The organism is Cypionkella psychrotolerans (genome assembly GCF_001294535.1).
GTDB lineage: Bacteria > Pseudomonadota > Alphaproteobacteria > Rhodobacterales > Rhodobacteraceae > Cypionkella > Cypionkella psychrotolerans.
Genome location: NZ_LGIC01000033.1, coordinates 52,408 through 73,714, shown reverse-complemented (window position 1 = coordinate 73,714; position 21,307 = coordinate 52,408). Strand labels below are relative to the sequence as shown.

Sequence of the window (21,307 nt, the reverse complement as noted above, 5' to 3'; positions counted from 1 at the left end):
TCGGATTAACACTGATGAAGATGGAGTTAACGCAGATCATCAAGCGATTGATATTACTATATTTTACAAACGGTCCCAACTCGGGACCACCCTTACACCGCAGCCTGAACCGCGCTGACAATCTCATCGACCACGCAGCGCAGCATCGCCTCGTCCTCACATTCCGCCATCACCCGGATCAGCGGTTCGGTACCGGATTTGCGGATCAAAATCCGCCCCTTGCCCTTGATCTCGGCTTCCTTCGCCGCAATCACCGCCTTGACGCCCGCTGCCTTCAAAGGCTCCAACCCCGGCGCATAGCGGACATTTTTCAACATCTGCGGCACGGTTTCGAACTGCCGCACCAATGCGCTGGCCGCCAACCCCGACCGCGCCATCTCGGCCAAAAACTGCAAGCCCGCGATCAAGCCATCGCCAGTCGTCGCATAATCGGTCATCACGATATGCCCCGACTGCTCACCGCCGAGGTTGAACCCGCCGCGCCGCATCGCCTCAACCACATACCGGTCCCCAACGGAGGTCCGCTCCAACCGCAGGCCGCGTCCGGTCATGAACCGCTCCAGCCCCAGATTGGACATCACGGTGGCAACCAGAGTGCCGCCCTGCAACCGCCCCTCATCCGCCCAGCGCCCCGCCAGCAGCGCCATGATCTGATCGCCGTCGGCGACCCTGCCTGTTTCATCCAAAATCATCACCCGGTCAGCATCGCCATCCAAGCTGATGCCGACATGCGCGCCATGCGCCACAACGGCCTCGGCGGCGGTCTGGGTATAGGTGGAGCCGCAACGCTGGTTGATGTTCTTGCCGTTCGGGCTGACCCCCACCGGGATCACCTCCGCCCCCAATTCCCACAGCACCTCGGGGGCGGCTTTGTAGGCGGCGCCGTTGGCGCAGTCGATCACCACTTTCAGGCCGTCCAACCGCAGACCGCCCGGAAAGGTGGTCTTGACGAATTCCTGATAGCGCCCGACCGCGTCGTCGATCCGCTTGGCGCGGCCGATATCCTCGGGCGGGGCGAGTGCGATATCGGCCTCGACCATCGCCTCAATCTCGATCTCGGCGGCATCGGACAGCTTGAAGCCATCCGGGCCGAAGAATTTGATGCCGTTGTCGTGGTGCGGGTTGTGCGAGGCAGAGATCATCACCCCCAGATCGGCCCGCATCGAACGGGTCAGGAACCCCACCGCTGGCGTCGGCACTGGGCCAAGCAGCAGCACGTTCATGCCCGTGCTGGTCAAGCCCGCCGTCAAAGCATTCTCCAGCATATAGCCCGACAGCCGCGTATCCTTGCCGATCACCACCCGATGCGCGGTGCTGCCATCGCGGCGAAAGAACCGCCCGGCTGCGGCCCCCAATTTCAACGCCATCTCGGCGGTCATCGGATAGCTGTTGGCGGTGCCACGCACGCCGTCGGTGCCGAAAAGTTTGCGGGTCATTGCGCGACTCCTGTTGTTGCGGCTTGCCATAGGGATAGCGCCTGCCGGGTTTCGGCCACATCATGCACGCGGATCATCTGCATCCCCTGCGCCACCCCGGCGAGGGCCACGGCCAGACTGCCGGGCAGGCGTTTTTGCGCATCGGCCTCGTCGCTGATCGTGCCGATGAAACGTTTGCGCGAGGCCCCCAGCAAGACCGGGACGCCCAGATTGTGAAACAGCGACAGCCGCGACAGCAGGGTCAGGTTATGCTGCAGGGTTTTGCCAAAGCCGATGCCGGGGTCAATCGCCAGCTTATCACGCGGGAAACCTGCCGCTTCAGCCTCTGCCAGACGGGCGGCGAGGGCGTCGTACACGTCCAGCAGCACATCGTCATAATGCGGGTCAATTTGCATCCTGTCCGGCGTGGCGATGGAGTGCATCAGGATCACCGGGCGGCCCGAGGCCGCCGCAACCGCCGCCATCGCAGGATCGAATTGCAGGGCCGTTACATCGTTCAGGATCGTCGCCCCAGCCGCGAAAGCCGCCTTGGCAACCGATGCCTTACGGGTGTCGATAGAGATTGCCACATCAAGGCCACCGTCGCGCAACGCCGCAATGACGGGAGCCGTGCGGGCAGTTTCTTCATCGGCCAAAACTTCAACTGCGCCGGGGCGGGTGCTTTCGCCGCCGATGTCGAGAATATCCGCCCCTGCCGCCATCTTGCGCGCCTGCATCAGCGCCGCTTCCGGGCGCAGGAACAACCCGCCATCAGAGAAACTGTCGGGAGTGACGTTAAGGATGCCCATGATACGCGGGCGGTCCATCGACAAGCCGCCGAAATCGGGGCGCTTGGCGGAAAGCCTGCGCCGGGTCTCATCATCCAGATCCGACACCGGCACCAGCATTGGCAGCGCGTCCCGGTCGATCACTTCAACATGCGAAAACCAGCACCAACCGCCTGCAATCGGCAAAGCGTCAGCGGGGCGGGCGGGGTCGGTCATCGGGATAGGGCGGATATAGGTCATGACCCTGTGGTAAAACTCTGAACCTTGTGTCGCAAGGGGGAAGCTTCAGGCCTGTTCCACCCGCACGCGGCTTCCCGCCGGAAGTGCAACATCGCCGTGAACCACCAAACGATCCGCCGCCATCAATTCCGCCAGCCACAGTGCCAGCGCCACCGGCTCGCGGCTGTGCGGGCCATCGACGGCATCCAACACCAGTTTCGACGGTGCCCACACCACCATCTGCCCGCGCTTGATCGCCCAGTCGATTTCTGTGCGTGTCGCCATCACCACACAGCGCGGATCGCGGGCGGCGAGCACCCAAGCGTTTTGCTCGATGGCCAGCAAGTCCACGCGGCGCTGGGTTGGTTTATGACCGGTCTGCGGGCGCGCCATGTCGGGCAGTCCAACCGTCAGGATCACCGGGCGACCTTGGGCTTGCCAATGATCAAGGCGGGTTTCCAGATCGGCGGCCATGATCGCGGCATTGTCGAGGAAAACCACCAACGGATGCACGGCGGCTTCTTCGCCATCCTGCCCCATCACCTTGACGGCGGTCTCGGCGCGGCTGCGCACGATTTCCACACCCAGTTTATAGGGGCCGACATCCAGCTTTTCGATCCGCACGAAGACGCGCATCGCTTGCGGCTCGGCGAGGATGCGTTCGGCAAGGCGTTCGGCGAGGGTTTCCAGCAGATTCAGACGTTCGGCGGCGAGTTCCGCCGCAATCGCTTCGGTCAGCGTGTCATAGGACAAGATCAGATCAACGTCGTCGTTCAGCGGCTCCACCGCCGGACGGACCTCGACCACGATGTTGAACAGCACACGCTGGGTGTGGCCACGTTCTTTCTGAAACGCACCAATATCCACCTCGACGATATGATCGCGCAGGCTGATGCGATCACGCGGATCGGCGGTGGCCGAGGCGATGGAACGCTCCTCTGGGTGGGCGAAGGCTTGGTCAATGTCGCTGGTCATGGGACCCCCGAAAGGCGAAACGCGTTCAGGGCAAGCTATAGCCTACCCCGCACAGCGCCTAGTCCGAACCCGACAGGAAGCGCAAGGGGCGCGACTTATGGATCGGTGAAGTCCAGCTTACGGCTGGCGATAAAACAGATGCGAGCCGATGGCGGCGGTGCGAGCAAACTGGCGCGACCACGACGGGCTGACGGCGCGGGTGTGGAAATAGGTGGCCCCAGCGGTCAGCTGACGCGGGGCACCATCCAGCATTACGCGGGCGATGCGGCCAGCCACATCGGCGGGACCGGGTTCGGTCATCACGTCTTTGTTGCCATCGCAGGAATAGGAAAACGCGCAAGACCCACTGCCGCGCTGCTGCACGACGCCGCAGATGGTTTTGGGATAGCGCGGGCTGTCGACACGGTTCAGCACGACTTCGGCCACCGCGAACTGACCTTGCAGGGTTTCGCCACGGCTCTCGAAGTAGATCGCGGTTTTCAGACATTGCCATTGCGCGTCGCCGATAGGCGCGGGTTGCGCCATCAGCCAATCGGCAGTGTAGCTGATCAGAACCGGGTTTTGCAGTTCGGTCTTCTTGTCAGCCTTCGCCGCCTTGACGGGCTTCTGCGCCTCGGGGACGACCGCTTTCGGCCCCACCGCCATCGCTGTCAGTTTGCCCTCTGGCAGCGCATCGAACGCCTTGTGTTCCGCCCCAAACAAGGACGCCATTTGCGAGCCCATCAGCAAGGTGGGGTCGTTGGAATGGCTTACCGTCACATCGGCAAAGGCCGCCCCGCTGAGGACGCAAAGCGCCGCAGCGGCACTCGTCCAGGCTTGGTGGAAGCGCATATATCAGTATCCCGGTCTGTTTCAGCAACGCCGGATGAGAGCAGCCTCAAGCGACGAGGAACTGGCCTAGAGAACGAATCTGCATCGGTCTACCCGCGTGGCAAAATTACCACGGGATTTCCGTACATTTGAGCGGATTTCCGCGCAAACTCTTAAAGCGTTACATTCACTTCGACTTGCAAATTCATGATATTGTGGTGGTTTTCTGGGAATCCACACGATCAGCCAATGCCAGATGTGCCGCCGCCAGACGCGCCAAAGGCACGCGGTAGGGGCTGCAAGACACATAGTCGAAGCCCGCCTTGCGGCAAAACCCAATCGATTCGGGGTTACCACCATGCTCGCCGCAGATCGAAACCGTCAGGTCTGGCCGCGTCGCGCGCCCGCGTTCACAGCCAATCAACAGCAGTTCTCCGACGCCATCGACATCCAAAATGTGGAACGGATCTTCAGGGAAAACCCCCTGCTGAACATAGGTGCTCATGAAGCGGCCCGCGTCGTCGCGCGACAGGCCATAGGTCATCTGCGTAAGGTCATTGGTGCCGAACGACAGGAAATCGGCGTGCTGCGCGATCTCTCCGGCGCGCAAAGCGGCGCGCGGGGTTTCCACCATGACGCCAAGTTTGAAGGCAAACGCCACGCCAGATTTCACCCGAACTGAGGCAGCCACCGCGTCGATATGGGTCTTGACCAGTTCCACCTCGCGCCGGGCTGAGACCAGCGGGATCATGATTTCCGGCACCACGGGCGTGCCTTTACGGGCCAGCACGACGCTGGCTTCAAAAATCGCCTGCGCCTGCATGGCGTAGATTTCCGGCAGCACCACGCCCAAGCGGACGCCACGCATCCCTAGCATCGGGTTGAACTCGGCCAAAGCCTCGGCGCGGCGGACCACATCGGACAAGGGCTTGTCCAGCGCCTCGGCCAATTCGCGCAAGCCTTCACGCGAGTGCGGCAGGAATTCGTGCAACGGCGGGTCGAACAGCCGGATGCAAACCGGCAGGCCCGCCATGATCTCGAACAGTTGCACAAAATCGGCGCGCTGCATCGGTAGCAGGCGGGCAAGGGCAGCGGCGCGGTCTTTCGAGGTGTCGGCGAAGATCATCTCGCGCATCACCACAAGCCGGTCTTCCTCGAAGAACATATGCTCGGTGCGACAGAGGCCAATGCCCTGCGCTTCGAACTGCCGCGCGGTAATGGCATCGGCGGGGGTGTCGGCATTGGCGCGGATGCCAATATCTCGGAAGCTGTCGGCCCATCCCAAGAGCTTGCGGAAGGCATCGTCCAGCGCGGGAGCAAGCATCTCGGCAGCGCCCGCCAGCACGTCACCCGTAGTGCCATCGACGGTGATCAGATCGCCTTCGCTGAAGATGCGACCATCGGCGGCGACAAGGCGTTTTTCCTTGGGGTCCAAACGCAGACCGGACGCGCCCACCACGCAAGGCACGCCCAAACCGCGCGCGATCACGGCGGCATGAGAGGTCACGCCACCGCGTTCGGTGACGACGCCAACCGCCGCGTGCATGCCACGAATATCCTCAGGCGCGGTTTCGCGGCGCACCATGATGCAGGGCTCGCCGCGCGCCGCCGAGGCTTGCGCGGCTTGGGATGAGAACACGATACGCCCCACAGCCGCGCCGGGACTTGCGGCGATGCCCTTGGCGAACACGTCGCGGGCGGCGCGCATATCGACTTGCGGGTGCAGCAGTTCAGACAGCGCGCGGGGTTCCACCCGCAGCACGGCTTCCTCGCGGCTGATCACACCGTCATCGGCCAAAGCCACCGCGATTTTCAGCCCCGCGCGGGCCGAGCGTTGTACTTTGATCGCGTCGAGGACCGAGAGCTTGCCATCCTCGATGGTAAACTCGATCTGCATTTCTTCACGCAATTTTTGCCGACAGACCGCGCCGTGGCGGATCAGATCGGCGAAAATCTCGGGCGCAATGTCTTCCAAAGACGGCCCGCGTTTGTCACGGGTGAGGTAGATCGCTTCGGTCTTTTTCAGCGCATCGCGGCCTTGAGATTGTCCCAGATAGCGGCCCTTCACCAAAGCCAATCCTGTAACAGGATCAATGAATTGCATCACACCCGAGCCGGAAATCCCCTGCCCTATCCCCTGCGCCATTTCTTGCACCACAAGGCCCAAAGCGGCTTCAACTGGCGCACCCTTGGCTTGACGTAGCAAGCGGGCGGAGGTGCCTTCCCATGCGCGGGCCATCGAACGCAGCACTTCCGACAGTTGCTGGGCGGGATCTTCCGGGAAAGGTTCTTCCATTTCTCGCTCATAGTGCCGCAAAGCATCGCGGAGGCTATCCGCGTTGGGCTTGCCGGAATCGAACATATCGGGGTCGAGGCGGGCGACATGGGTGGCATAGGCTTGCACAAACCGCAGGTAGAGCGCGTCGGCGGCTTCACGGCCATTGGTTTCCACCAAGCGGTCATGCTGGGCGGCGTTCATGCCGATATTCAGCACAGTGCCGGGGCCACCCCAATCGGGATTCTCCGGCGAAGGCCGCACGGAAATCAACGGCATCGCGCCAAAATGCGTCAGGATCGCTTTGACGTCCACCGGATGGCCCGCCGCAATCGCGCGCACGGTTTGGGCGGGCAGAGCCACTGTTTCTGGCACGGGAAGTTCAAGCCTGACCAGCCGTTGCAGGCATTTTGCGCGCCACCCGTGGGCTGCGGTGCGGATATCGGCACTGGGGGTGATCTCTGCGAACTCGGCGATTTTCTGCACTGCGGCACCTTTACTTTGCGGGCGCAGGATACACTTGGTGCGGCGTGGTGCAAGCTTATTGGGCGATGTGTGAAGGGTGGGGGCTAGCCCCCACACCCCCAAGGATATTTATGCCAAGATGAAAGCGTTAGCCGTCGATTTTGGTCAGGTCAGCCACGCCCGAGCAGATGGCGCGGATGCGGTGCAGCAGGTTCAGGCGGTTGCGGCGGATGATCGGATTGTCCGAATTGACCTGAACGGCGGTGAAGAAGGCGTCGATTGGCGCGCGCAGGCTTGCCATCGCGGCCATGGCGCCGGCGAAATCTTCGCGGCGCATGGCGGGGGTGATCTGGGCTTCGGCTTGGTCGAGGGCGGCAAAAAGGGCGCGTTCTTCATCGGTTTCGGCGAATTTTGGATCGGCCCCGTAGGAGTATTCTACGCCGTCTTTGACCTCGGCTTGGGACAGGATGGTGTTGGCGCGTTTGAAGCCTTGCAGCAGGTTCGGGCCGTCTTCGGTTTTCAGGAAGGCCGCGAGCGCATCGGCGCGTTTGACCAGCAGGGTGAGGTCGTCATTGCCGGGCATGGCAAGGCAAGCGTCGATCACGTCATGGCGGATGCCTTGGTCTTTCAGGAAGACTTTGAGGCGGTCGTGGAAGAAGGCGAGGAGGTCCAATGCAGGCGTTACAGTATCGACAGCAGCGTGCATCGCCAACCCTTGCCGAAAGTGCATGACCAGAGAGGTGCGGATCGAATTGATCAGGATCAGGCGCATCACCCCCAAAGCCGCGCGGCGCAGGGCATAAGGGTCTTTTGAACCGGTCGGCTTCTGGTCAATCTTCCAGAAACCAGTCAGAACATCCAACTTATCTGACAGCGCTACGGCAATCGAAACTGGAGCACCCGGCACATCATCTGTCGGGCCCAGCGGCGAATAGTGCTCTTTGATCGCTTGCGCGACGGATTCCGTCTCGCCGGCAGCTTGAGCGTAGTACATCCCCATCAAACCCTGCAATTCTGGGAACTCACCAACCATTGATGACCGTAAATCCGCTTTTGCCAATCGCGCGGCACGCAACGCTTGAACGAGATCGGCACCGACCTTGTCGGCAAGATGTCCAACCAAACCTTCGATTCTCGCAATACGATCCATTTGCGAGCCAAGTTCGTTGTGGAAGGTGACGGATTTCAGACCGTCCAGCCATTCCTGCATCCCGGCTTTCGCCATGCGCAGATCGTTTTCCCAGAAGAATTTCGCATCCGACAGGCGGGCGGAAAGCACCTTTTGGTTGCCCTTCAGAATCGTCTCACCGTGGTCGGCGGTTTCGGTATTGGCGACGGTGATGAAGCCTTCGATGCGGCCCGTTTTCGGGTTGCGGACCGAGAAAAACTTCTGGTGCTCCTTCATCGAGGTCTGTAAAACCTCGGGCGGCAGGGTCAGGAACGTCTCGGCAATCCGGCCCATCAGCGGGACGGGCCATTCGACAAGGCCCGCGACCTCAGCCAGAAGGCCTTTGTCTTCAACCACTTCCATGCCTGCGGCAAAGGCGAGGTTTTGCGCGCCTTGCCAGATCTCGGCTTCGCGTTCGGCGGAATCCAGCACGACATGGGCGCGTTTTAGCTTCACCACATAGTCGTCAAAGCCAGTGACGGGGAAGCGGGCGGGCGCGAGGAAGCGGTGGCCTGCGGTGGTATTGCCGGATTGGATACCGTCGATGTTCAGGGCGACGACTTCGCCGCCGGAGTCGTCCGACAGCAGGCAGAGGATGGAATGCAGCGGGCGGACCCAGCGCAGGTTGCCGGACCCCCAGCGCATGGATTTTGGCCATGGGAACGTGCGGATGGTGTTTTCCAGCACCTCCGCGATGATCACGCTGGCGGCGCGACCGGGCTTTTCGACCACGGCGTAAAGCGTTTCGCCCTTCTTGTCGGCACGGCGTTCCAACTGATCCAGCGTCAGGCCAGTGGAGCGCAAAAAACCTTCAATCGCGGCCGGAGGCGCGCTGGCGCTCGGCCCCTTGCGTTCTTCACGGACGGGTTTGCTTTCGGCGGAAAGCCCTTCGATCGACAGCACCAGACGGCGCGGCGTGGAAAACGCGCCTGCCGAGGCGTAGGTCAGGCCAGCCTCGACCAAGCCATTGGTCATGATGGATTTCAGATCGTCACGGGCGCGGGCTTGCATCCGGGCGGGGATTTCCTCGGAGAAGAGTTCGATCAGCAGGTCGGACATTTATTGCTCCGCTACAGGAGAAAGCTGGTGCCACGCATAGGCGCGGCCATCGGGGAAAACCGCGACAACGCGGTCGATTTCGGGGGCCGCTGGCTTGGCGGGATCGACCGGGCTCACATTGGCCTTAGACAGAAAGGCAATGGCATCGCCCTTTTCCAGCGCCTCACCAATCGCATCGGCGTCAAAGCAGCCAAACCATGACGGCGCGATCAGCGGGGTGGGCTTTTCGTAGACCTTATAGGTTTCGGTCAGCATGGCTTGCGACAGTGGTGTGTGGAAACAGGCGCGGTAGCCCAAGGGCGAGGCTTCCGCCGTGATGCCTTCGATCTGATCGACAAGGATGGGCTCGGGTTGCCCGGATTCGATCAGGGTAAGTTCGATCTCGGCACCCTTCTGGAAGCTCGCCGGGGTGTAGTGGGTGCTCTCTTGCAGCTTCCAATACATGGCGATGCCTGCGATGGCGGCGGTGATCACGATGAAACCTGCGACGTATTTTCCATTCACAGTGCAACCTCTGCATCTTGGCCTGCCGGAGTCAGCCGGAAGGCGTCGGCGCATTTCTTCGCCAGCGCGCGGACGCGGCCGATATAGGCTTGGCGCTCGGTGACGGAAATCACGCCGCGCGCGTCGAGCAGGTTGAACAGATGGCTGGCCTTGATGGTCTGGTCATAGGCCGGGTGGGCCATGATGATGGTCTTGCCGGATTTCGGATCGAGCGGCGGGAAGTCCAGCAGGCGCTGGCATTCGGCCTCGGCATCCTCAAAATGCCGCAGCAGTTGCGCGGTATCGGCGCCGTCGAAGTTGTGGCGGGAGTATTCTTCCTCGGTCTGGCGGAAGATATCGCCATAGGTCAGCGGGATCGGTGATTGTGAGTCGTTGAACGGCATGTCCATGACGTGATCGACGCCGAGAACATACATCGCGAGACGTTCAAGTCCGTAGGTCAGTTCGCCGGAAACGGGGCGGCAATCATGGCCGCCGACCTGCTGGAAATAGGTGAACTGCGACACTTCCATGCCGTCGCACCAAATCTCCCAGCCCAAGCCCCAAGCGCCGAGGGTGGGGGATTCCCAATCATCCTCGACAAAGCGGATGTCGTGTAAAGACGCATCAATGCCGATGGCTTTGAGTGACCCAAGGTAAAGGTCTTGCAGATCGGGCGGCGAAGGTTTGATGATCACCTGATATTGATAATAGTGCTGCAGGCGGTTCGGGTTCTCGCCATACCGACCGTCAGTTGGGCGGCGCGAGGGTTGCACATAAGCAGCGGCCCAAGGCTTTGAACCCAATGAACGCAGGGTAGTGGCCGGGTGGAAGGTGCCAGCGCCGACCTCCATGTCGTAGGGTTGCAGCACCGCGCAGCCCTGCGCTGCCCAATAATTCTGCAAGCGCAGGATGATTTCCTGAAAGCTGCGGGGGGCTTTGGGGGCATCAGCCATGACGGACCTCTTGAAATGTTGCCACTCCATAGGCAAGAGGCAGCCAAGGGTCAATGCAAGGCGTGTGTTGAGGGTGGAAACCGCGTGCATCTACGGGGTGCTCTGCTAGGTTCGCCGAAATGTGTAAGCTTTGCGATAGAAGAAGATTGGACGGTTCTATGAGACTTCGGATGGTTTTGCTGGCGCTGCTGGCGGTGCTTGGGTTCAGCCCGATGGCTTTGGCGCAACAGCAAGCTTGGGTGCAGGTTGAAGCCCAGCCCAGTTTGACCGAGGCAGAGGCGCGTGCACGCGACTATGCCGCCGAGTTTCCGAATGTGGCGGGATACCAGATTTCGTCAGGCTGGTATGCGATCGTACTGGGGCCCTATGCGCCGGAAGCCGCTGCGGGCGCTCTGGCTGATCTGCGCAGCGACGGCGCGATCCCACGCGACAGCTTTGTAACGGACGGCGGCACGCATCGTCAGCAATTCTGGCCAGTGGGGGCGATTGCGGGGCTGGCCCCGGCAGATCCGGTGGTGGTTGATCCGGCGCTGGATACGGTGGCCCCGGTGGTCGAGGTGATGCCCGCCGAAGAAACCGTGCGTGAGGCGAAGACTTCGGAGGCGGCGTTGGATGCCGAAGGCCGCAAGGCCTTGCAAACCGCGATGACTTGGTATGGCTTCTACGAGGGCGGCATCGACGGCGCGTTTGGCCCCGGCACCCGCAATTCGATGGCGGCGTGGCAAGAGGCGAATGGCTTTGAGGCGACCGGGGTGCTGACGACCAAGCAGCGCACGGCTTTGGTGGCGAATTATCAGGCGGATCAAGCGGAGTTTGGCTTTGCTTCAGTGTCGGAGCCGGAGGCGGGGATTGAGATTACCCTGCCGATGGCCTTGGTGCAGTTCGACCATTACGAGCCGCCGTTCGTGCATTACAATGAGAAGGCGGGTTCCGGGTTGAAGGTGATCCTGATTTCCGAACCGGGCAATCAGGACAGCCTGTCGGGGCTGTATGATATTCTGCAAACCTTGGAGGTGGTGCCTGCCGAGGGCGAGCGCAGCAAGTCGGAGAAAAGCTTCACCATCAATGCGGCATCGAACAGCGTGCAAAGCTTTGCCTATGCCGAGGTCAAGAATGGCATGGTGAAGGGCTATCTGGTGGTGTGGAATCCAGCCGATGCGGAGCGGATGAGCCGAATTTTGCCCGCGTTGAAAGCCAGCTTCCGGGGCGTGGGCGATAAGGCCTTGGACCCCGGCTTGGTGCCGATGGATGAAGCGACCCGGTCGGGGTTGCTGGCGGGCATGGAAGTGAAGCTGCCGAAACTGTCGCGCTCGGGGTTCTTTGTCGATGCGGCGGGAACAGTCGTGACGACCACTGAGGCCGTCGCGCAATGTGGCCGCGTGACGATTGATCACGCGACCGATGCGCGGGTGGTGGCGCAGGATCAGGCCACGGGGGTGGCAATCCTGCGGCCGATCACGCCGCTGGCCCCGCAGGCTTTCGCGCGATTTGCGAGTGGGGCGGTTCGGTTGGGGTCGGAGATCGCGGTGGCGGGGTATTCTTATGAGGATAAGCTGCCTGCCCCGGTGCTGACCTTCGGCACGCTGGAGGAAGAAAAGGGGCTGAATGGCGAGGCGGGATTGTCTCGACTGGCCGTCCCTGTGCTGCCCGGTGATGCGGGTGGGCCGGTTTTGGACGGCACCGGGGCGGTGCTGGGGATGCTGTTGCCGCCTGCGGTGAAGGGGGCGAAACTGCTGCCCGATGGGGTGGCTTTTGCCGCGCAAGCCGGGGTGATTGGGCAGGCTTTGACGGCAGCGGGGGTGGTTGTGAGCCCGGCCACTTCGACGGATTTGGCCACACCTGACGCTTTGAATGCGGCGGGGCTGGGGATGACGGTTCTGGTGTCTTGCTGGGAATGATGGGCGTGGTCCACGCGGGGACAGGGGCTGCGCGCATGTATTTTCAATGGGTTACGGGGTGGGCATTAGCAGAATTTTAACTTTTGCACCTGAGTGTTTGTGACGCTGTAGATGCCTCCGGCGGGGATGTTTTTACGCAGAGGATGACCTAAGCGCGACGGTTCTTGAGTTGCTCTTTGAGAAATACTCAGCTTTGAAAACGCCGATGCCGCAAACCGGGCTTTCCAGTTTGCGGCATCGCTTTTGGTTTCGTAGGGTGCGTGTTTCACGCACCGTTCCTTACCCAACGTGATAAAGACTCGCGAACAGTTTGGGGTCCAGGCTGTCGGCGGCAAAGGTCGCGCCCTCGGTCAGCACCGACACGGCGTCGTGGCTGTGCAGGCTTTCCTGATGGCTTGCCACAATGCGGAAATCGCCGATGCGGCTGTCTTGCTGCAACGCTTGGCAGAAGCTGCGCGCGGCGTCTTCGACGAAAATCGGGTTGGCGGCGTTCAACTCGGCAAAGGCCTGCTCGTCTTCGCGTTTCACCATCACTTGCGTCTCAGTCGGCACGGCAGAGCGGGCGAGGTCGATCAGGTCTTCAAACCAGAGACACTTGTCGCCGGTCAGTTCCACCGAGATGCGCGCGACAGAGCGTTGCGAGTGCGGCGTCGCCATTTGCCCACGGGTTTGGCGGGCGTGTTCAGACAACTCCAAGCTGCATGGGCAGGTAGAGGAATAGACGAAATCAAGGTGCATCAGGCGTTTGCGCACCCCTGCTTTATCGACCAACTCCAGCGCGATGTCGTAATACTGCCAGCCGGACAGGCCCGACCGCAGGGACTCAACTTTCACCGGGAAGGAGAAACGCATCTGGATGCGTGCATCGAAGCTGCCCAGATCTTTCAGATAATCTTCCAGCGCGTGTTCGATCACCTGATAGGAGAAATCACGCTCGGAATGGGCATAGAACGAGCGCATGATGCGGCTCATGTTGATGCCTTTTTTCTCGGCTTCCAGCGACACGGTGCCGGTCACCGAAGTTTCCAGCGTCAGCGGGCCGTTATCACGGGTGCGGTAGCGGATCGGCAGGCGGAAGTTGGAAATCCCGACGTGCTGGATCACCTGTTTCGCGCCGACAATCAGGCTGGCGGGGCCATTTTGCAGATCGGGCATCGAGTCTTTATAGGTGTCGGACACCACGAAATCGGCGGGATATTCGCGCGACAGCACTGGATAGGTTTCACCCACAAGTGCGCCTGCACCCGGCGCAAGGCCTGCGATTTCGGCATCAGAGGCCCGCTGCGCCCAAGCGCGCAGGGTCGCCAAAGCGGCTTCGGCCTCGGCTCGGCCGGGGCGTTGATCAAGGCCTGATTTTTCTTCAAGGCCGATCATGTGAATGTTCATGGCAGCGCTCCCCAAATTGGTCGCAGAGTCAGGATATAGGGGATTTTTCCCAATTTCCCAAGCCTGTCCGAAGCAATACGCGCGAAAGGCGACATTGGATTAACAACAATGCCGGATTTGCCTGGTTCGGCGGGGCTGCGCGCCCCGCCGTTTCGGTCAGATCGCGCTCAGCGCGGTTTGCAGATCGCTGATCAGATCATCGACATCCTCAAGCCCGACCGAGAGCCTGATCAGCCCCGGCGTGATTCCCAAAGCGTCTTTTTGCGGTTGTGGCAGGCGCTGGTGGGTGGTGGTGGCGGGATGGGTGGCGATGGATTTGGCATCGCCCAAGTTATTGGAAATCTTGATGATTTCTAAAGCGTTGCAGAACTTGAACGCGGCTTCTTTGCCACCTTTGATATCGAAGGTCACCAAAGTGCCGCCCGAGCCCATCTGTGCCATCGCCAATGCGTGTTGCGGATGCGAGGTGAGCGCCGGGAAGATCACCTTGGAGATGCGGTCATCGGTGGACAGCACTTCGGCGATTTTTAGCGCAGAGTCCGCCATTGCACGGCAGCGCAGATCCAAAGTGGTCATGCCGTTCAGCATGATCCACGCGGTGAACGGACTCATCGCAGCCCCGGTGTGCTTCAGGTAAGGCTCTGCCACCTTGCGGATGAAGTCTTTGGTGCCACAGATCACGCCGCCCAAAGCCCGGCCTTGGCCGTCGATGTGTTTGGTGGTGGAATAGACCACCACATCGGCACCTTGCTCGACCGCGCGTGAGAAGACCGGGGTGGCGAAGACGTTATCGACGATCACCAAAGCGCCGACGGCATGGGCGATTTTTGAGACTTCGGTGATGTCGACGAGTTCTAGGGTGGGGTTCGACATGCTCTCAAAGAACACCGCTTTGGTGGCGGGGGTGCAGGCGGCGCGCCATTGGCTCAGGTCTGCACCATCGACAAAGGTGACCTTGACGCCGTAGCGGGTGAGGACTTCTTCGAGGATATAGAGGCAGGAGCCGAACAGGGCTTTCGACGACACCACATGATCGCCCGCCCGCAGCATGGCGGTCAAAGCGCCGTTGACCGCGGCCATGCCCGATGCGGTGGCAAAGGCGTCTTCGGTGCCTTCCAGCGCCGCGATGCGTTCTTCAAACATCCGGGTGGTCGGGTTGCCGTAGCGGGCGTAGATGAATTCGTCTTCACCGGCTTTGATAAAGCGTTCCTCGGCGGATTCGGCGGTGGGGTAGACGAAGCCTTGGGTGAGGTAGATCGCCTCGGCCATCTCGCCATATTGGCTGCGGCGAGATCCCTCATGCACCAGTTTGGTGCGCGTTTTCCAGTCTTTGGTCATGGCGAAGACCCTCCGGTTCAAAGAAAAACCCCGAAACCAAAGGGCTTCGGGGCTGCTGACCCGGACCCTCTTTAGCGGAATGTTTAACGTGGCCCGCAATTCGGAATAAAGCACCACGCGGGTTGGATAGCCTGTCGCCACGGCGAGGTCAACGGTGAGCGGCAGAATTTGCGCGCATTGCGGTGAAAAGGGCGTAGGCTAACCGGATTATCGCAAATTTTTCCACGAGGTGATTCCGATGTCTGGATATGGCTATCAGCCTAAGCCGCTGAATTTAATGACGGGCAAGCTGACGCTTTCGCCCGAAACCCAAGCGATGATCGCCGAGATTGAGGCGAAGATGGCGGCGCGGGCCTGGATGGAGGCGATGCTGGCGCCGAAATGGGAGCTGCTGGCACCGATGTTGCAGTTGTCAACGCTGCGCCCGGTGGTGGTGGGGCCGGTGGCGGGTACGCCTGCGGCCTGGTTGGTGCCACTGCCGGGGACGGCTGCACAGAGCACGCCCAATCCCGGCCCTGCGACCCCACACGCGGGCGAGGCCAAGGACGTGTTGGATGCAGTCTACAAGCTGGAGATCGTGCAAAAGCAGGTCGGCATCGTGCAGGACGAGGCCAAGCGGCAATGGGGGATTTTTAAGGGCGAGTGGAAGGCGGCTCCGACCGGAGAGAAAGCGCTGATCGTCACCAGTTCGGTCATCGTGGCAGGGTCGTTTATCGCGCCGATTTTGGCGGTGCGCGATACGCGGTTGATGGCCTTCGGGCTGATCAAGGACAAATGGCTGCCGGTGCCGGGTTTGGACGGCTACAAGATCAAGCTGCTGGATGAGGGCGCGGGGGTGACGGTGCCGCTGCCGGTGCCGGGGCTGACGGTTGAGGCGGAGTCGCAGTTTTTGCAAAGCGGGACGAAGCCGACCACGATCATGTTCCAATTTGATCTGATGGAGTTTTGGAAGAAAAAGTAGCCGTTACGCTGCTGTAACCCCGCGTTCATGGCTTTGTTGCAGCCTCGTGGCAGCTTACGGGCGTCATGAGGGGGCTGTGTCATGCCGGATCAGGCGGTGTTCCGAGTTGATGTGGGCCGCGCGGGATTGCGGGTGGACCGGGCGGCTTTGGCGGCGGCGCTGGCGGCTTTGCCTGCGGGCGCACCTGTGGTGGTGATGATCCACGGCTATCGCTTTGCGCCGGGCGCGCGTGGCGGCAATTGCCCGCATACGCATATCTTTTCGATGCAGCCGCCGGTGCAGGATTGGACGGCGATTTCCTGGCCACGGCATCTGGGCTTAAGCGGCGGGCGGGCTTTGGCGATTGGCTTTGGCTGGCCCGCGCGGGGGCGGTTTCGCGGCGCTTGTGTGCGGGCGAGGCGCGCGGGGCGGGCTTTGGCGGAACTGGCGGCTTTGGTGCAATGCCTTGATCCGGGGCGGACGTTTGATGTGGTGGGGCATAGCTTGGGGGCAAGGGTGGCATTGGCCGCCCTGCCCTATGCCGAGGCGGGCGATCTGCGGCGGTTGATTTTGCTGGCGGCGGCGGAGACGCGACGTCCGGCGATGCGGGCGATGAGCTCGGCTGCGGGGCGCTGTGTGCAGGTGGTTAATGTCACCACGCGCGAGAATGATCTGTTTGATTTTCTGTTTGAGTGGTTGGCGGGCGCGGGTCTGGATACCGCGATTGGGCAGGGCTTGCGGGAAACTCCGGCGAATTGGCTGGATCTGCAGTTGGATCAACCCGCGAGTTTGGCGGCATTGGCGCGGTTGGGCCATGCTTTGCCCGAGGCTCCGGCGCGGATCAGCCATTGGTCGCCGTATCTGCGACCGGGGGCTTTGGGCCTGTATCGGGCGATTTTGGACGGCTCACTGGCTTTAGGGGTGTTGCGCAATGCGCTGCCCGAACGGCGCGATCCACGTTGGTCACGGTTGCTGGCGGGATGGCGCTGGCCGATGATTTGGCCCGTGCAGAGGGTTTAAGCCGAGGCGTAGCCTTCCTGCACTGTGCGCACCAAGGCAGTGCGGATCAGGTTGGACACCAAGGGCAGAAGACCGAAGTACAAAAGCCATGTGGTTTGTGAAGCATGATGGATCAACGCCTCATTCGCCAACACCATGCCGAGGTTATAGATCACCATCACCCGGGTCATCACCGCGTCGGTGCCGCGCATTTCCGGTTGTGGCCAGCGAAAGCGGTTGATCGCATAAGAGCCGTCCACCACGTCGATGATGTAAAGCGCTGCGGCGAAAGCGAAATACAGACTGAGGAAGCGCTGGCAGAGCAGCGGATCGGCGGACCAGATCAGCAGGGCCAAGGCTCCGGGGCCTGCTAGCAGAATCAGCGCGACGGTGACCGGGGCCGAGACATGCGCGCGGGTGCGGGTGATCATCAGCCGGGATTTCATCGCCAGACGCAGACCCATGCCCAGCACGAAAGCGACCATGAATGTGGTGCTGGCGTCGTCCAGCCAAATCCGCAATAGCGGCCATGCGAACAGGATCAACAGGCCGGGCAGCAGGATTTCAACCGGAAACGGAGTGGTGCGGCGGAAGCTGCGGAAAAACTGCGCGACGTTGTCCAGTGTTGCTTCGAACATCCTGCATCCCCCGGTTGACTGCGCCAGTTGTCAAGGCGCAATCGGGCCGGGGTTGGGCTGGATTGTGGTGAGTTTACGGCGGTTAACCAAGCAGAGGAAACAGCGCGTCAGCTGTTGTCGGTCGGGGCGTCAGGTTCCACCGCATAGCGGCTGAGCACGCCGCTTTGGCTGATGAAGAACAGAAACAGCGCGGCTGTCAGGCCGAAGGTTTTGAAGGTCACCCAAGTGTCGGTGGTGAACATCCGCCAGATCACTTCATTGGCCAAGGCAAGCGCGAAGAAGAAGGCGGTGAGGCGGCGGGTCAGGATCATCCAGCCCTCGGGTTGCAGCGGAAGGGCTTCTTCCATCACCAGCCTGAGATAAGATTCGCCGCGCAGAAGGCCGATGCCAAGGGTGATGCCGAAGGCCAGATAGAGCAGGGTTGGCTTCATTTTGATGAAACGCTCATCCTTCAGCCAGACCGACAGGCCGCCCATGACGATCACCAAGATCAGCGTCATCAGCTGCATTTTCGACAGCGTGCCCGTGAGTTTCCACAGAATCGCGGTGGTGGCGATGATCAGCACCACGAAAATCGCCGTCATCAGGATGAAGCCGGAATAATCGGTGCCGAGGATGTGGAAGGTTTTGTCTTTGAAAAACCGGAAGCCCGCGAAGAACAGTACGATCGGGCCAAGTTCGAGGCCCAGCTTGACCATTGGATTTAGTTTCGTGTTGGCCATTGGTTTACCCCGCCCATTCCATCACCACCGCTCCTAGCGCAATCAGCGCCATCAGGCCAGTGCGGACAAGCCCGACCTTTTCACCCAGCACCAACCAGCCGATCAAAGCGGCAAACACGGTGGAGGTTTCGCGCAGGACGGCGGCTTCTCCGACGCGGTCCAGCCTTGTGGCGATCATGATCGAGCCAAAAGAGAAATAGGCGACGAAGGCTCCGATCAGGCCGCGTTTGAACAGCGGGATGGCTTGGGTTTTGGTAAGTGCGGCGATGCGGCGGGCCATCAGGGCGGGGATGAAGATGCCGTCGAGCATGAAGAACCACGCGAGGAAGGTGAACGGGTCGGCGGTGGCGCGGATGCCCCAAGCGTCATAGGTGGTGTAGATCGCTACGAAAGCCCCGGTGGCTGCGGCGAAGCATAGGGCGGAGACGAGGGTATCACGTTCAGCGGTGAGGTGGCGCAGGTTGTAGACGGCAAGGCCAAGGATGCCCGCGACCAGTAGGCAAACGCCGAACCATTGCAGCGGGTGGTAGTGCTCACCGAAGACCAACCCTGCGCCAATGACGGTGAAAAGTGGGCCAGTGCCGCGGACGACGGGATAGACCACGGTATAGGCGCCACGGTCGTAGGTCATGGCTTGCAGCAGTTTGTAGATCGCGTGGATCACGAAGGCCCCGGCGAAGATCGCCCACATATGCGCTTCGGGCCACGGCACGACGAACAAAGCGAAGGGGGCGGCGATCACGCCATAGGTCAGGTCAATGACGGCGCGCGACAGCCACGGGTCGTGCTTGCCCTTTTGCAGCGCGCCGAAAAGGGCGTGCAGGACGGCGGCTAGCAGGGCGAGGGCCAAGGCAAGGTGCTGGCCGGTGGGGGTGCCTGCGATGGAGACGAGCCAGTTTGACATTATTCACGCTGCGCTTGGGGTTAACCGCCGGGGCCAGCCCCGGACCCCGGGATATTTGAGCACAGAGGATGACCTAGTCGGGTTGGCCTACCAAGGCGCGGGCGAAATCGTCGGGGTCGAAGGGGGCTAGGTCGTCGATTTGCTCGCCGATACCGATGGCGTGGATCGGTAGGCCGAATTTATCGGCCAATGCGACAAGGACGCCGCCCTTGGCGGTGCCGTCGAGTTTGGTCATCACAAGGCCGCTCACATCGGCGATCTTGCGGAAGATTTCGACTTGGTTGATGGCATTTTGCCCGGTTGTGGCATCCAGCACGAGGATGGTGTTATGCGGGGCGGTCGGGTCTTTCTTGCGGATAACGCGGACGATTTTCGACAGCTCCTCCATCAGATCCTGACGATTTTGCAAGCGGCCTGCGGTGTCGATCAGCAGAAGGTCGGCACCATCGGCCTGGGCTTTGGTCAGCGCGTCAAAAGCCAGCGAGGCTGGGTCGGAGCCTTCGGGGGCGGTCAGCACGGGGACGCCTGCGCGGGTGCCCCAGACTTGCAGTTGTTCCACGGCTGCGGCGCGGAAGGTGTCGCCAGCGGCGATCACCACGGATTTGCCAGCAGCTTTGAACTGCGACGCAAGCTTGCCGATGGTGGTGGTTTTACCCGAGCCGTTGACTCCCACCACCAGCACAACCTGCGGCTTTTGTGGGTAGAGCGGCAGGGGTCGGGCAACGGGGGTCATGATGCGGGCGATTTCCGTGGCGAGGGCGTCGCGGAGTTCCGAGGTGGAGATGCGTTTGCCAAAGCGGCCCTCGGCGATATTGGCAGTCACGCGGGTGGCGGTGTCGACACCCATATCGGCGGTGATGAGGAGTTCCTCAAGGCTTTCGAGCATGGCATCGTCGAGCAGGCGACGCGGTTCATCGCTGCGGCCGATCAGGCGGGAGATCAGGCCGGGTTTGGCCTCGGGCGTGGCTTCCGGCGTTGCTTCGGGTTCGGCCACTAAAGCCTCCAGCCCTTCACCGATCTTGTCGGAGGAGCGGAACATCCGGTCTTTCAGCTTTTTGAAGAAGGACATGGGGTTTGGGCCTTTGGCTGGTTTCCCCTCACCTAAGGGATTTATCGGGTCGGGAAAAGGGCGGCTGCAGGGTTAAGCACCGAAAGGCAGCCAATAGAGACCAGCGCCGAGCAGGATCAGCAGTTGCCCGCACCAATAGGCGGGCCAGAGTGCAATCGACAGCTTTTGCGCGGTCGTTCCGATGGGGAACACGAACAGCCGTAGTGCCAGCAGCAGGTCGGACAGGATGAACAGGGCGGCCCCGATTTGCAAATATGTCGCCCCGGCGGTTTCGGGATGCGGCACCAGCAGAAGGGATGTCAGGCCCATCAGACCGATCACAATGACATAGCCGCGCACGGGCCAACGCAACGCGCCAGTGCGGGGGGCCAGCCAGAGTTCGGTGGACAGAAGCAGCAGAGCAAGAGCGATCAGGGCAGCGAGGCTCAGACCGGACGGAGCGGCGGGTGGTAAGGCGTCGGCAACGCTTTGAGCGCGCAGCCAGAATGCGGCGATATAGGCGAGATGGCCTGCGGCAAAGGCGGCCATTCCGAGCAGAAACGCGGTCTGGCTGCGCCGGGTCAGGGCGAAATCGCCCAGCGCGCCGAAAGCGAGGCCGAGGGCGATCAACTGGAAGGAACTGGCCGGATGGGTGAAGGCGACGACGGCGAGCACGCCAGTCGATGCAGTTTTGACCTGTGGGCCGGGGCCACCGATGCCGTCGCGGGCGGCCCAGATGACCCAATAGGTCAGGAAACAGACAAAGGCCAACAGGATGAGCAACAAGCGCGGGTCGTCTGGCATCTGCGGCTCCTTGGCTC

The 21,307-nt window shown here is 61.5% G+C and carries 19 protein-coding genes and 1 riboswitch; of the genes, 3 read left to right on the top strand and 16 right to left on the bottom strand.

The features are described 5' to 3' along the window. Positions 1 to 92: 92 nt before the first annotated feature. From glmM to AKV04_RS06665, 8 genes are all read right to left on the bottom strand, one after another. A complete protein-coding gene (gene glmM, locus AKV04_RS06700; protein ID WP_054005681.1) occupies positions 93 to 1,436 on the bottom strand; it encodes a phosphoglucosamine mutase in 1,344 nt (447 codons plus the stop codon). Further along, positions 1,433 to 2,443, bottom strand: coding sequence for a dihydropteroate synthase (gene folP, locus AKV04_RS06695; protein ID WP_054005680.1), 1,011 nt, complete (start codon positions 2,441 to 2,443; stop codon positions 1,433 to 1,435). Before folP ends, glmM begins: the two co-directional genes overlap by 4 nt. Before the next feature lie 45 nt (positions 2,444 to 2,488). Further along, positions 2,489 to 3,397 (bottom strand): dihydroneopterin aldolase, encoded by a 909-nt coding sequence (locus AKV04_RS06690; RefSeq protein ID WP_054005679.1) that lies wholly within the window; start codon positions 3,395 to 3,397, stop codon positions 2,489 to 2,491. A 117-nt stretch (positions 3,398 to 3,514) separates the two neighbouring features. Next, positions 3,515 to 4,228 carry a cell wall hydrolase gene (locus tag AKV04_RS06685; protein WP_054005678.1) on the bottom strand — a complete coding sequence of 238 codons (714 nt, stop codon included), beginning with the start codon at positions 4,226 to 4,228 and terminating at the stop codon, positions 3,515 to 3,517. A 184-nt stretch (positions 4,229 to 4,412) separates the two neighbouring features. Continuing rightward, on the bottom strand, positions 4,413 to 6,968 hold the full coding sequence (locus AKV04_RS06680; protein ID WP_054005677.1) for a putative PEP-binding protein: 2,556 nt from the start codon (positions 6,966 to 6,968) through the stop codon (positions 4,413 to 4,415). Positions 6,969 to 7,095: 127 nt separating this feature from the next. Continuing rightward, positions 7,096 to 9,174: a glycine--tRNA ligase subunit beta gene (gene glyS, locus AKV04_RS06675; RefSeq protein WP_054005676.1), complete on the bottom strand. Its 2,079-nt coding sequence runs from the start codon at positions 9,172 to 9,174 to the stop codon at positions 7,096 to 7,098. Beyond that, positions 9,175 to 9,678: a DUF6446 family protein gene (locus AKV04_RS06670; protein ID WP_054005675.1), complete on the bottom strand. Its 504-nt coding sequence runs from the start codon at positions 9,676 to 9,678 to the stop codon at positions 9,175 to 9,177. It lies immediately after the preceding gene. Then, entirely contained in the window at positions 9,675 to 10,613 is a 939-nt protein-coding gene (locus AKV04_RS06665) for a glycine--tRNA ligase subunit alpha (protein WP_054005674.1), read from the bottom strand. The genes AKV04_RS06670 and AKV04_RS06665 overlap by 4 nt, the downstream gene beginning before the upstream one ends. A gap of 158 nt (positions 10,614 to 10,771) precedes the next feature. On the opposite strand from AKV04_RS06665, the gene AKV04_RS06660 reads away from it, so the two are divergent. Further along, complete coding sequence (locus AKV04_RS06660) at positions 10,772 to 12,511, top strand: serine protease (RefSeq protein ID WP_054005673.1); 1,740 nt, start codon at positions 10,772 to 10,774, stop codon at positions 12,509 to 12,511. Positions 12,512 to 12,576: 65 nt separating this feature from the next. Here the strand turns inward: AKV04_RS06660 and AKV04_RS26085 are convergent, their stop codons facing one another. The 3 genes from AKV04_RS26085 to metZ all read right to left on the bottom strand — a co-directional run bounded on the left by AKV04_RS26085 (position 12,577) and on the right by metZ (position 15,235). After that, positions 12,577 to 12,780, bottom strand: coding sequence for a hypothetical protein (locus tag AKV04_RS26085; RefSeq protein WP_156317405.1), 204 nt, complete (start codon positions 12,778 to 12,780; stop codon positions 12,577 to 12,579). 10 nt (positions 12,781 to 12,790) lie between these two features. Continuing rightward, complete coding sequence (gene folE2 / locus AKV04_RS06655) at positions 12,791 to 13,897, bottom strand: GTP cyclohydrolase FolE2 (protein ID WP_054005672.1); 1,107 nt, start codon at positions 13,895 to 13,897, stop codon at positions 12,791 to 12,793. Between the two features lie 156 nt (positions 13,898 to 14,053). Continuing rightward, positions 14,054 to 15,235 (bottom strand): O-succinylhomoserine sulfhydrylase, encoded by a 1,182-nt coding sequence (gene metZ / locus AKV04_RS06650; RefSeq protein WP_054005868.1) that lies wholly within the window; start codon positions 15,233 to 15,235, stop codon positions 14,054 to 14,056. Between the two features lie 50 nt (positions 15,236 to 15,285). Then, a riboswitch (SAM riboswitch) is annotated at positions 15,286 to 15,362 on the bottom strand. Positions 15,363 to 15,473: 111 nt separating this feature from the next. On the opposite strand from metZ, the gene AKV04_RS06645 reads away from it, so the two are divergent. Both AKV04_RS06645 and AKV04_RS06640 read left to right on the top strand, forming a co-directional pair. Next, entirely contained in the window at positions 15,474 to 16,196 is a 723-nt protein-coding gene (locus AKV04_RS06645; RefSeq protein ID WP_054005671.1) for a hypothetical protein, read from the top strand. A gap of 81 nt (positions 16,197 to 16,277) precedes the next feature. Further along, positions 16,278 to 17,195, top strand: a complete 918-nt coding sequence (locus tag AKV04_RS06640) for an alpha/beta fold hydrolase (protein ID WP_054005670.1) — start codon at positions 16,278 to 16,280, stop codon at positions 17,193 to 17,195. Here the strand turns inward: AKV04_RS06640 and AKV04_RS06635 are convergent. The 5 genes from AKV04_RS06635 to AKV04_RS06615 all read right to left on the bottom strand — a co-directional run bounded on the left by AKV04_RS06635 (position 17,192) and on the right by AKV04_RS06615 (position 21,290). Then, on the bottom strand, positions 17,192 to 17,812 hold the full coding sequence (locus tag AKV04_RS06635; protein ID WP_054005669.1) for a hypothetical protein: 621 nt from the start codon (positions 17,810 to 17,812) through the stop codon (positions 17,192 to 17,194). The two genes, AKV04_RS06640 and AKV04_RS06635, sit on opposite strands and share 4 nt — an antisense overlap. Before the next feature lie 107 nt (positions 17,813 to 17,919). After that, positions 17,920 to 18,534, bottom strand: a complete 615-nt coding sequence (locus tag AKV04_RS06630) for an inner membrane-spanning protein YciB (RefSeq protein WP_054005668.1) — start codon at positions 18,532 to 18,534, stop codon at positions 17,920 to 17,922. A 4-nt stretch (positions 18,535 to 18,538) separates the two neighbouring features. Beyond that, positions 18,539 to 19,438: a DMT family transporter gene (locus AKV04_RS06625; RefSeq protein ID WP_054005667.1), complete on the bottom strand. Its 900-nt coding sequence runs from the start codon at positions 19,436 to 19,438 to the stop codon at positions 18,539 to 18,541. 73 nt (positions 19,439 to 19,511) lie between these two features. Then, positions 19,512 to 20,507 carry a signal recognition particle-docking protein FtsY gene (gene ftsY, locus AKV04_RS06620; protein WP_054005666.1) on the bottom strand — a complete coding sequence of 332 codons (996 nt, stop codon included), beginning with the start codon at positions 20,505 to 20,507 and terminating at the stop codon, positions 19,512 to 19,514. A 72-nt stretch (positions 20,508 to 20,579) separates the two neighbouring features. Then, positions 20,580 to 21,290, bottom strand: coding sequence for a lysoplasmalogenase (locus AKV04_RS06615; protein WP_054005665.1), 711 nt, complete (start codon positions 21,288 to 21,290; stop codon positions 20,580 to 20,582). Positions 21,291 to 21,307: the final 17 nt, after the last annotated feature.

Coding starts and splice junctions, on each gene's coding strand:
- glmM (WP_054005681.1), bottom strand. CDS start 1,436: ATGACCCGCAAACTTTTCGGCACCGACGGCGTGCGTGGCACCGCCAAC.
- folP (WP_054005680.1), bottom strand. CDS start 2,443: ATGACCTATATCCGCCCTATCCCGATGACCGACCCCGCCCGCCCCGCT.
- AKV04_RS06690 (WP_054005679.1), bottom strand. CDS start 3,397: ATGACCAGCGACATTGACCAAGCCTTCGCCCACCCAGAGGAGCGTTCC.
- AKV04_RS06685 (WP_054005678.1), bottom strand. CDS start 4,228: ATGCGCTTCCACCAAGCCTGGACGAGTGCCGCTGCGGCGCTTTGCGTC.
- glyS (WP_054005676.1), bottom strand. CDS start 9,174: ATGTCCGACCTGCTGATCGAACTCTTCTCCGAGGAAATCCCCGCCCGG.
- AKV04_RS06665 (WP_054005674.1), bottom strand. CDS start 10,613: ATGGCTGATGCCCCCAAAGCCCCCCGCAGCTTTCAGGAAATCATCCTG.
- AKV04_RS06660 (WP_054005673.1), top strand. CDS start 10,772: ATGAGACTTCGGATGGTTTTGCTGGCGCTGCTGGCGGTGCTTGGGTTC.
- folE2 (WP_054005672.1), bottom strand. CDS start 13,897: ATGAACATTCACATGATCGGCCTTGAAGAAAAATCAGGCCTTGATCAA.
- metZ (WP_054005868.1), bottom strand. CDS start 15,235: ATGACCAAAGACTGGAAAACGCGCACCAAACTGGTGCATGAGGGATCT.
- AKV04_RS06645 (WP_054005671.1), top strand. CDS start 15,474: ATGTCTGGATATGGCTATCAGCCTAAGCCGCTGAATTTAATGACGGGC.
- AKV04_RS06640 (WP_054005670.1), top strand. CDS start 16,278: ATGCCGGATCAGGCGGTGTTCCGAGTTGATGTGGGCCGCGCGGGATTG.
- AKV04_RS06635 (WP_054005669.1), bottom strand. CDS start 17,812: ATGTTCGAAGCAACACTGGACAACGTCGCGCAGTTTTTCCGCAGCTTC.
- AKV04_RS06630 (WP_054005668.1), bottom strand. CDS start 18,534: ATGGCCAACACGAAACTAAATCCAATGGTCAAGCTGGGCCTCGAACTT.
- AKV04_RS06625 (WP_054005667.1), bottom strand. CDS start 19,438: ATGTCAAACTGGCTCGTCTCCATCGCAGGCACCCCCACCGGCCAGCAC.
- ftsY (WP_054005666.1), bottom strand. CDS start 20,507: ATGTCCTTCTTCAAAAAGCTGAAAGACCGGATGTTCCGCTCCTCCGAC.
- AKV04_RS06615 (WP_054005665.1), bottom strand. CDS start 21,290: ATGCCAGACGACCCGCGCTTGTTGCTCATCCTGTTGGCCTTTGTCTGT.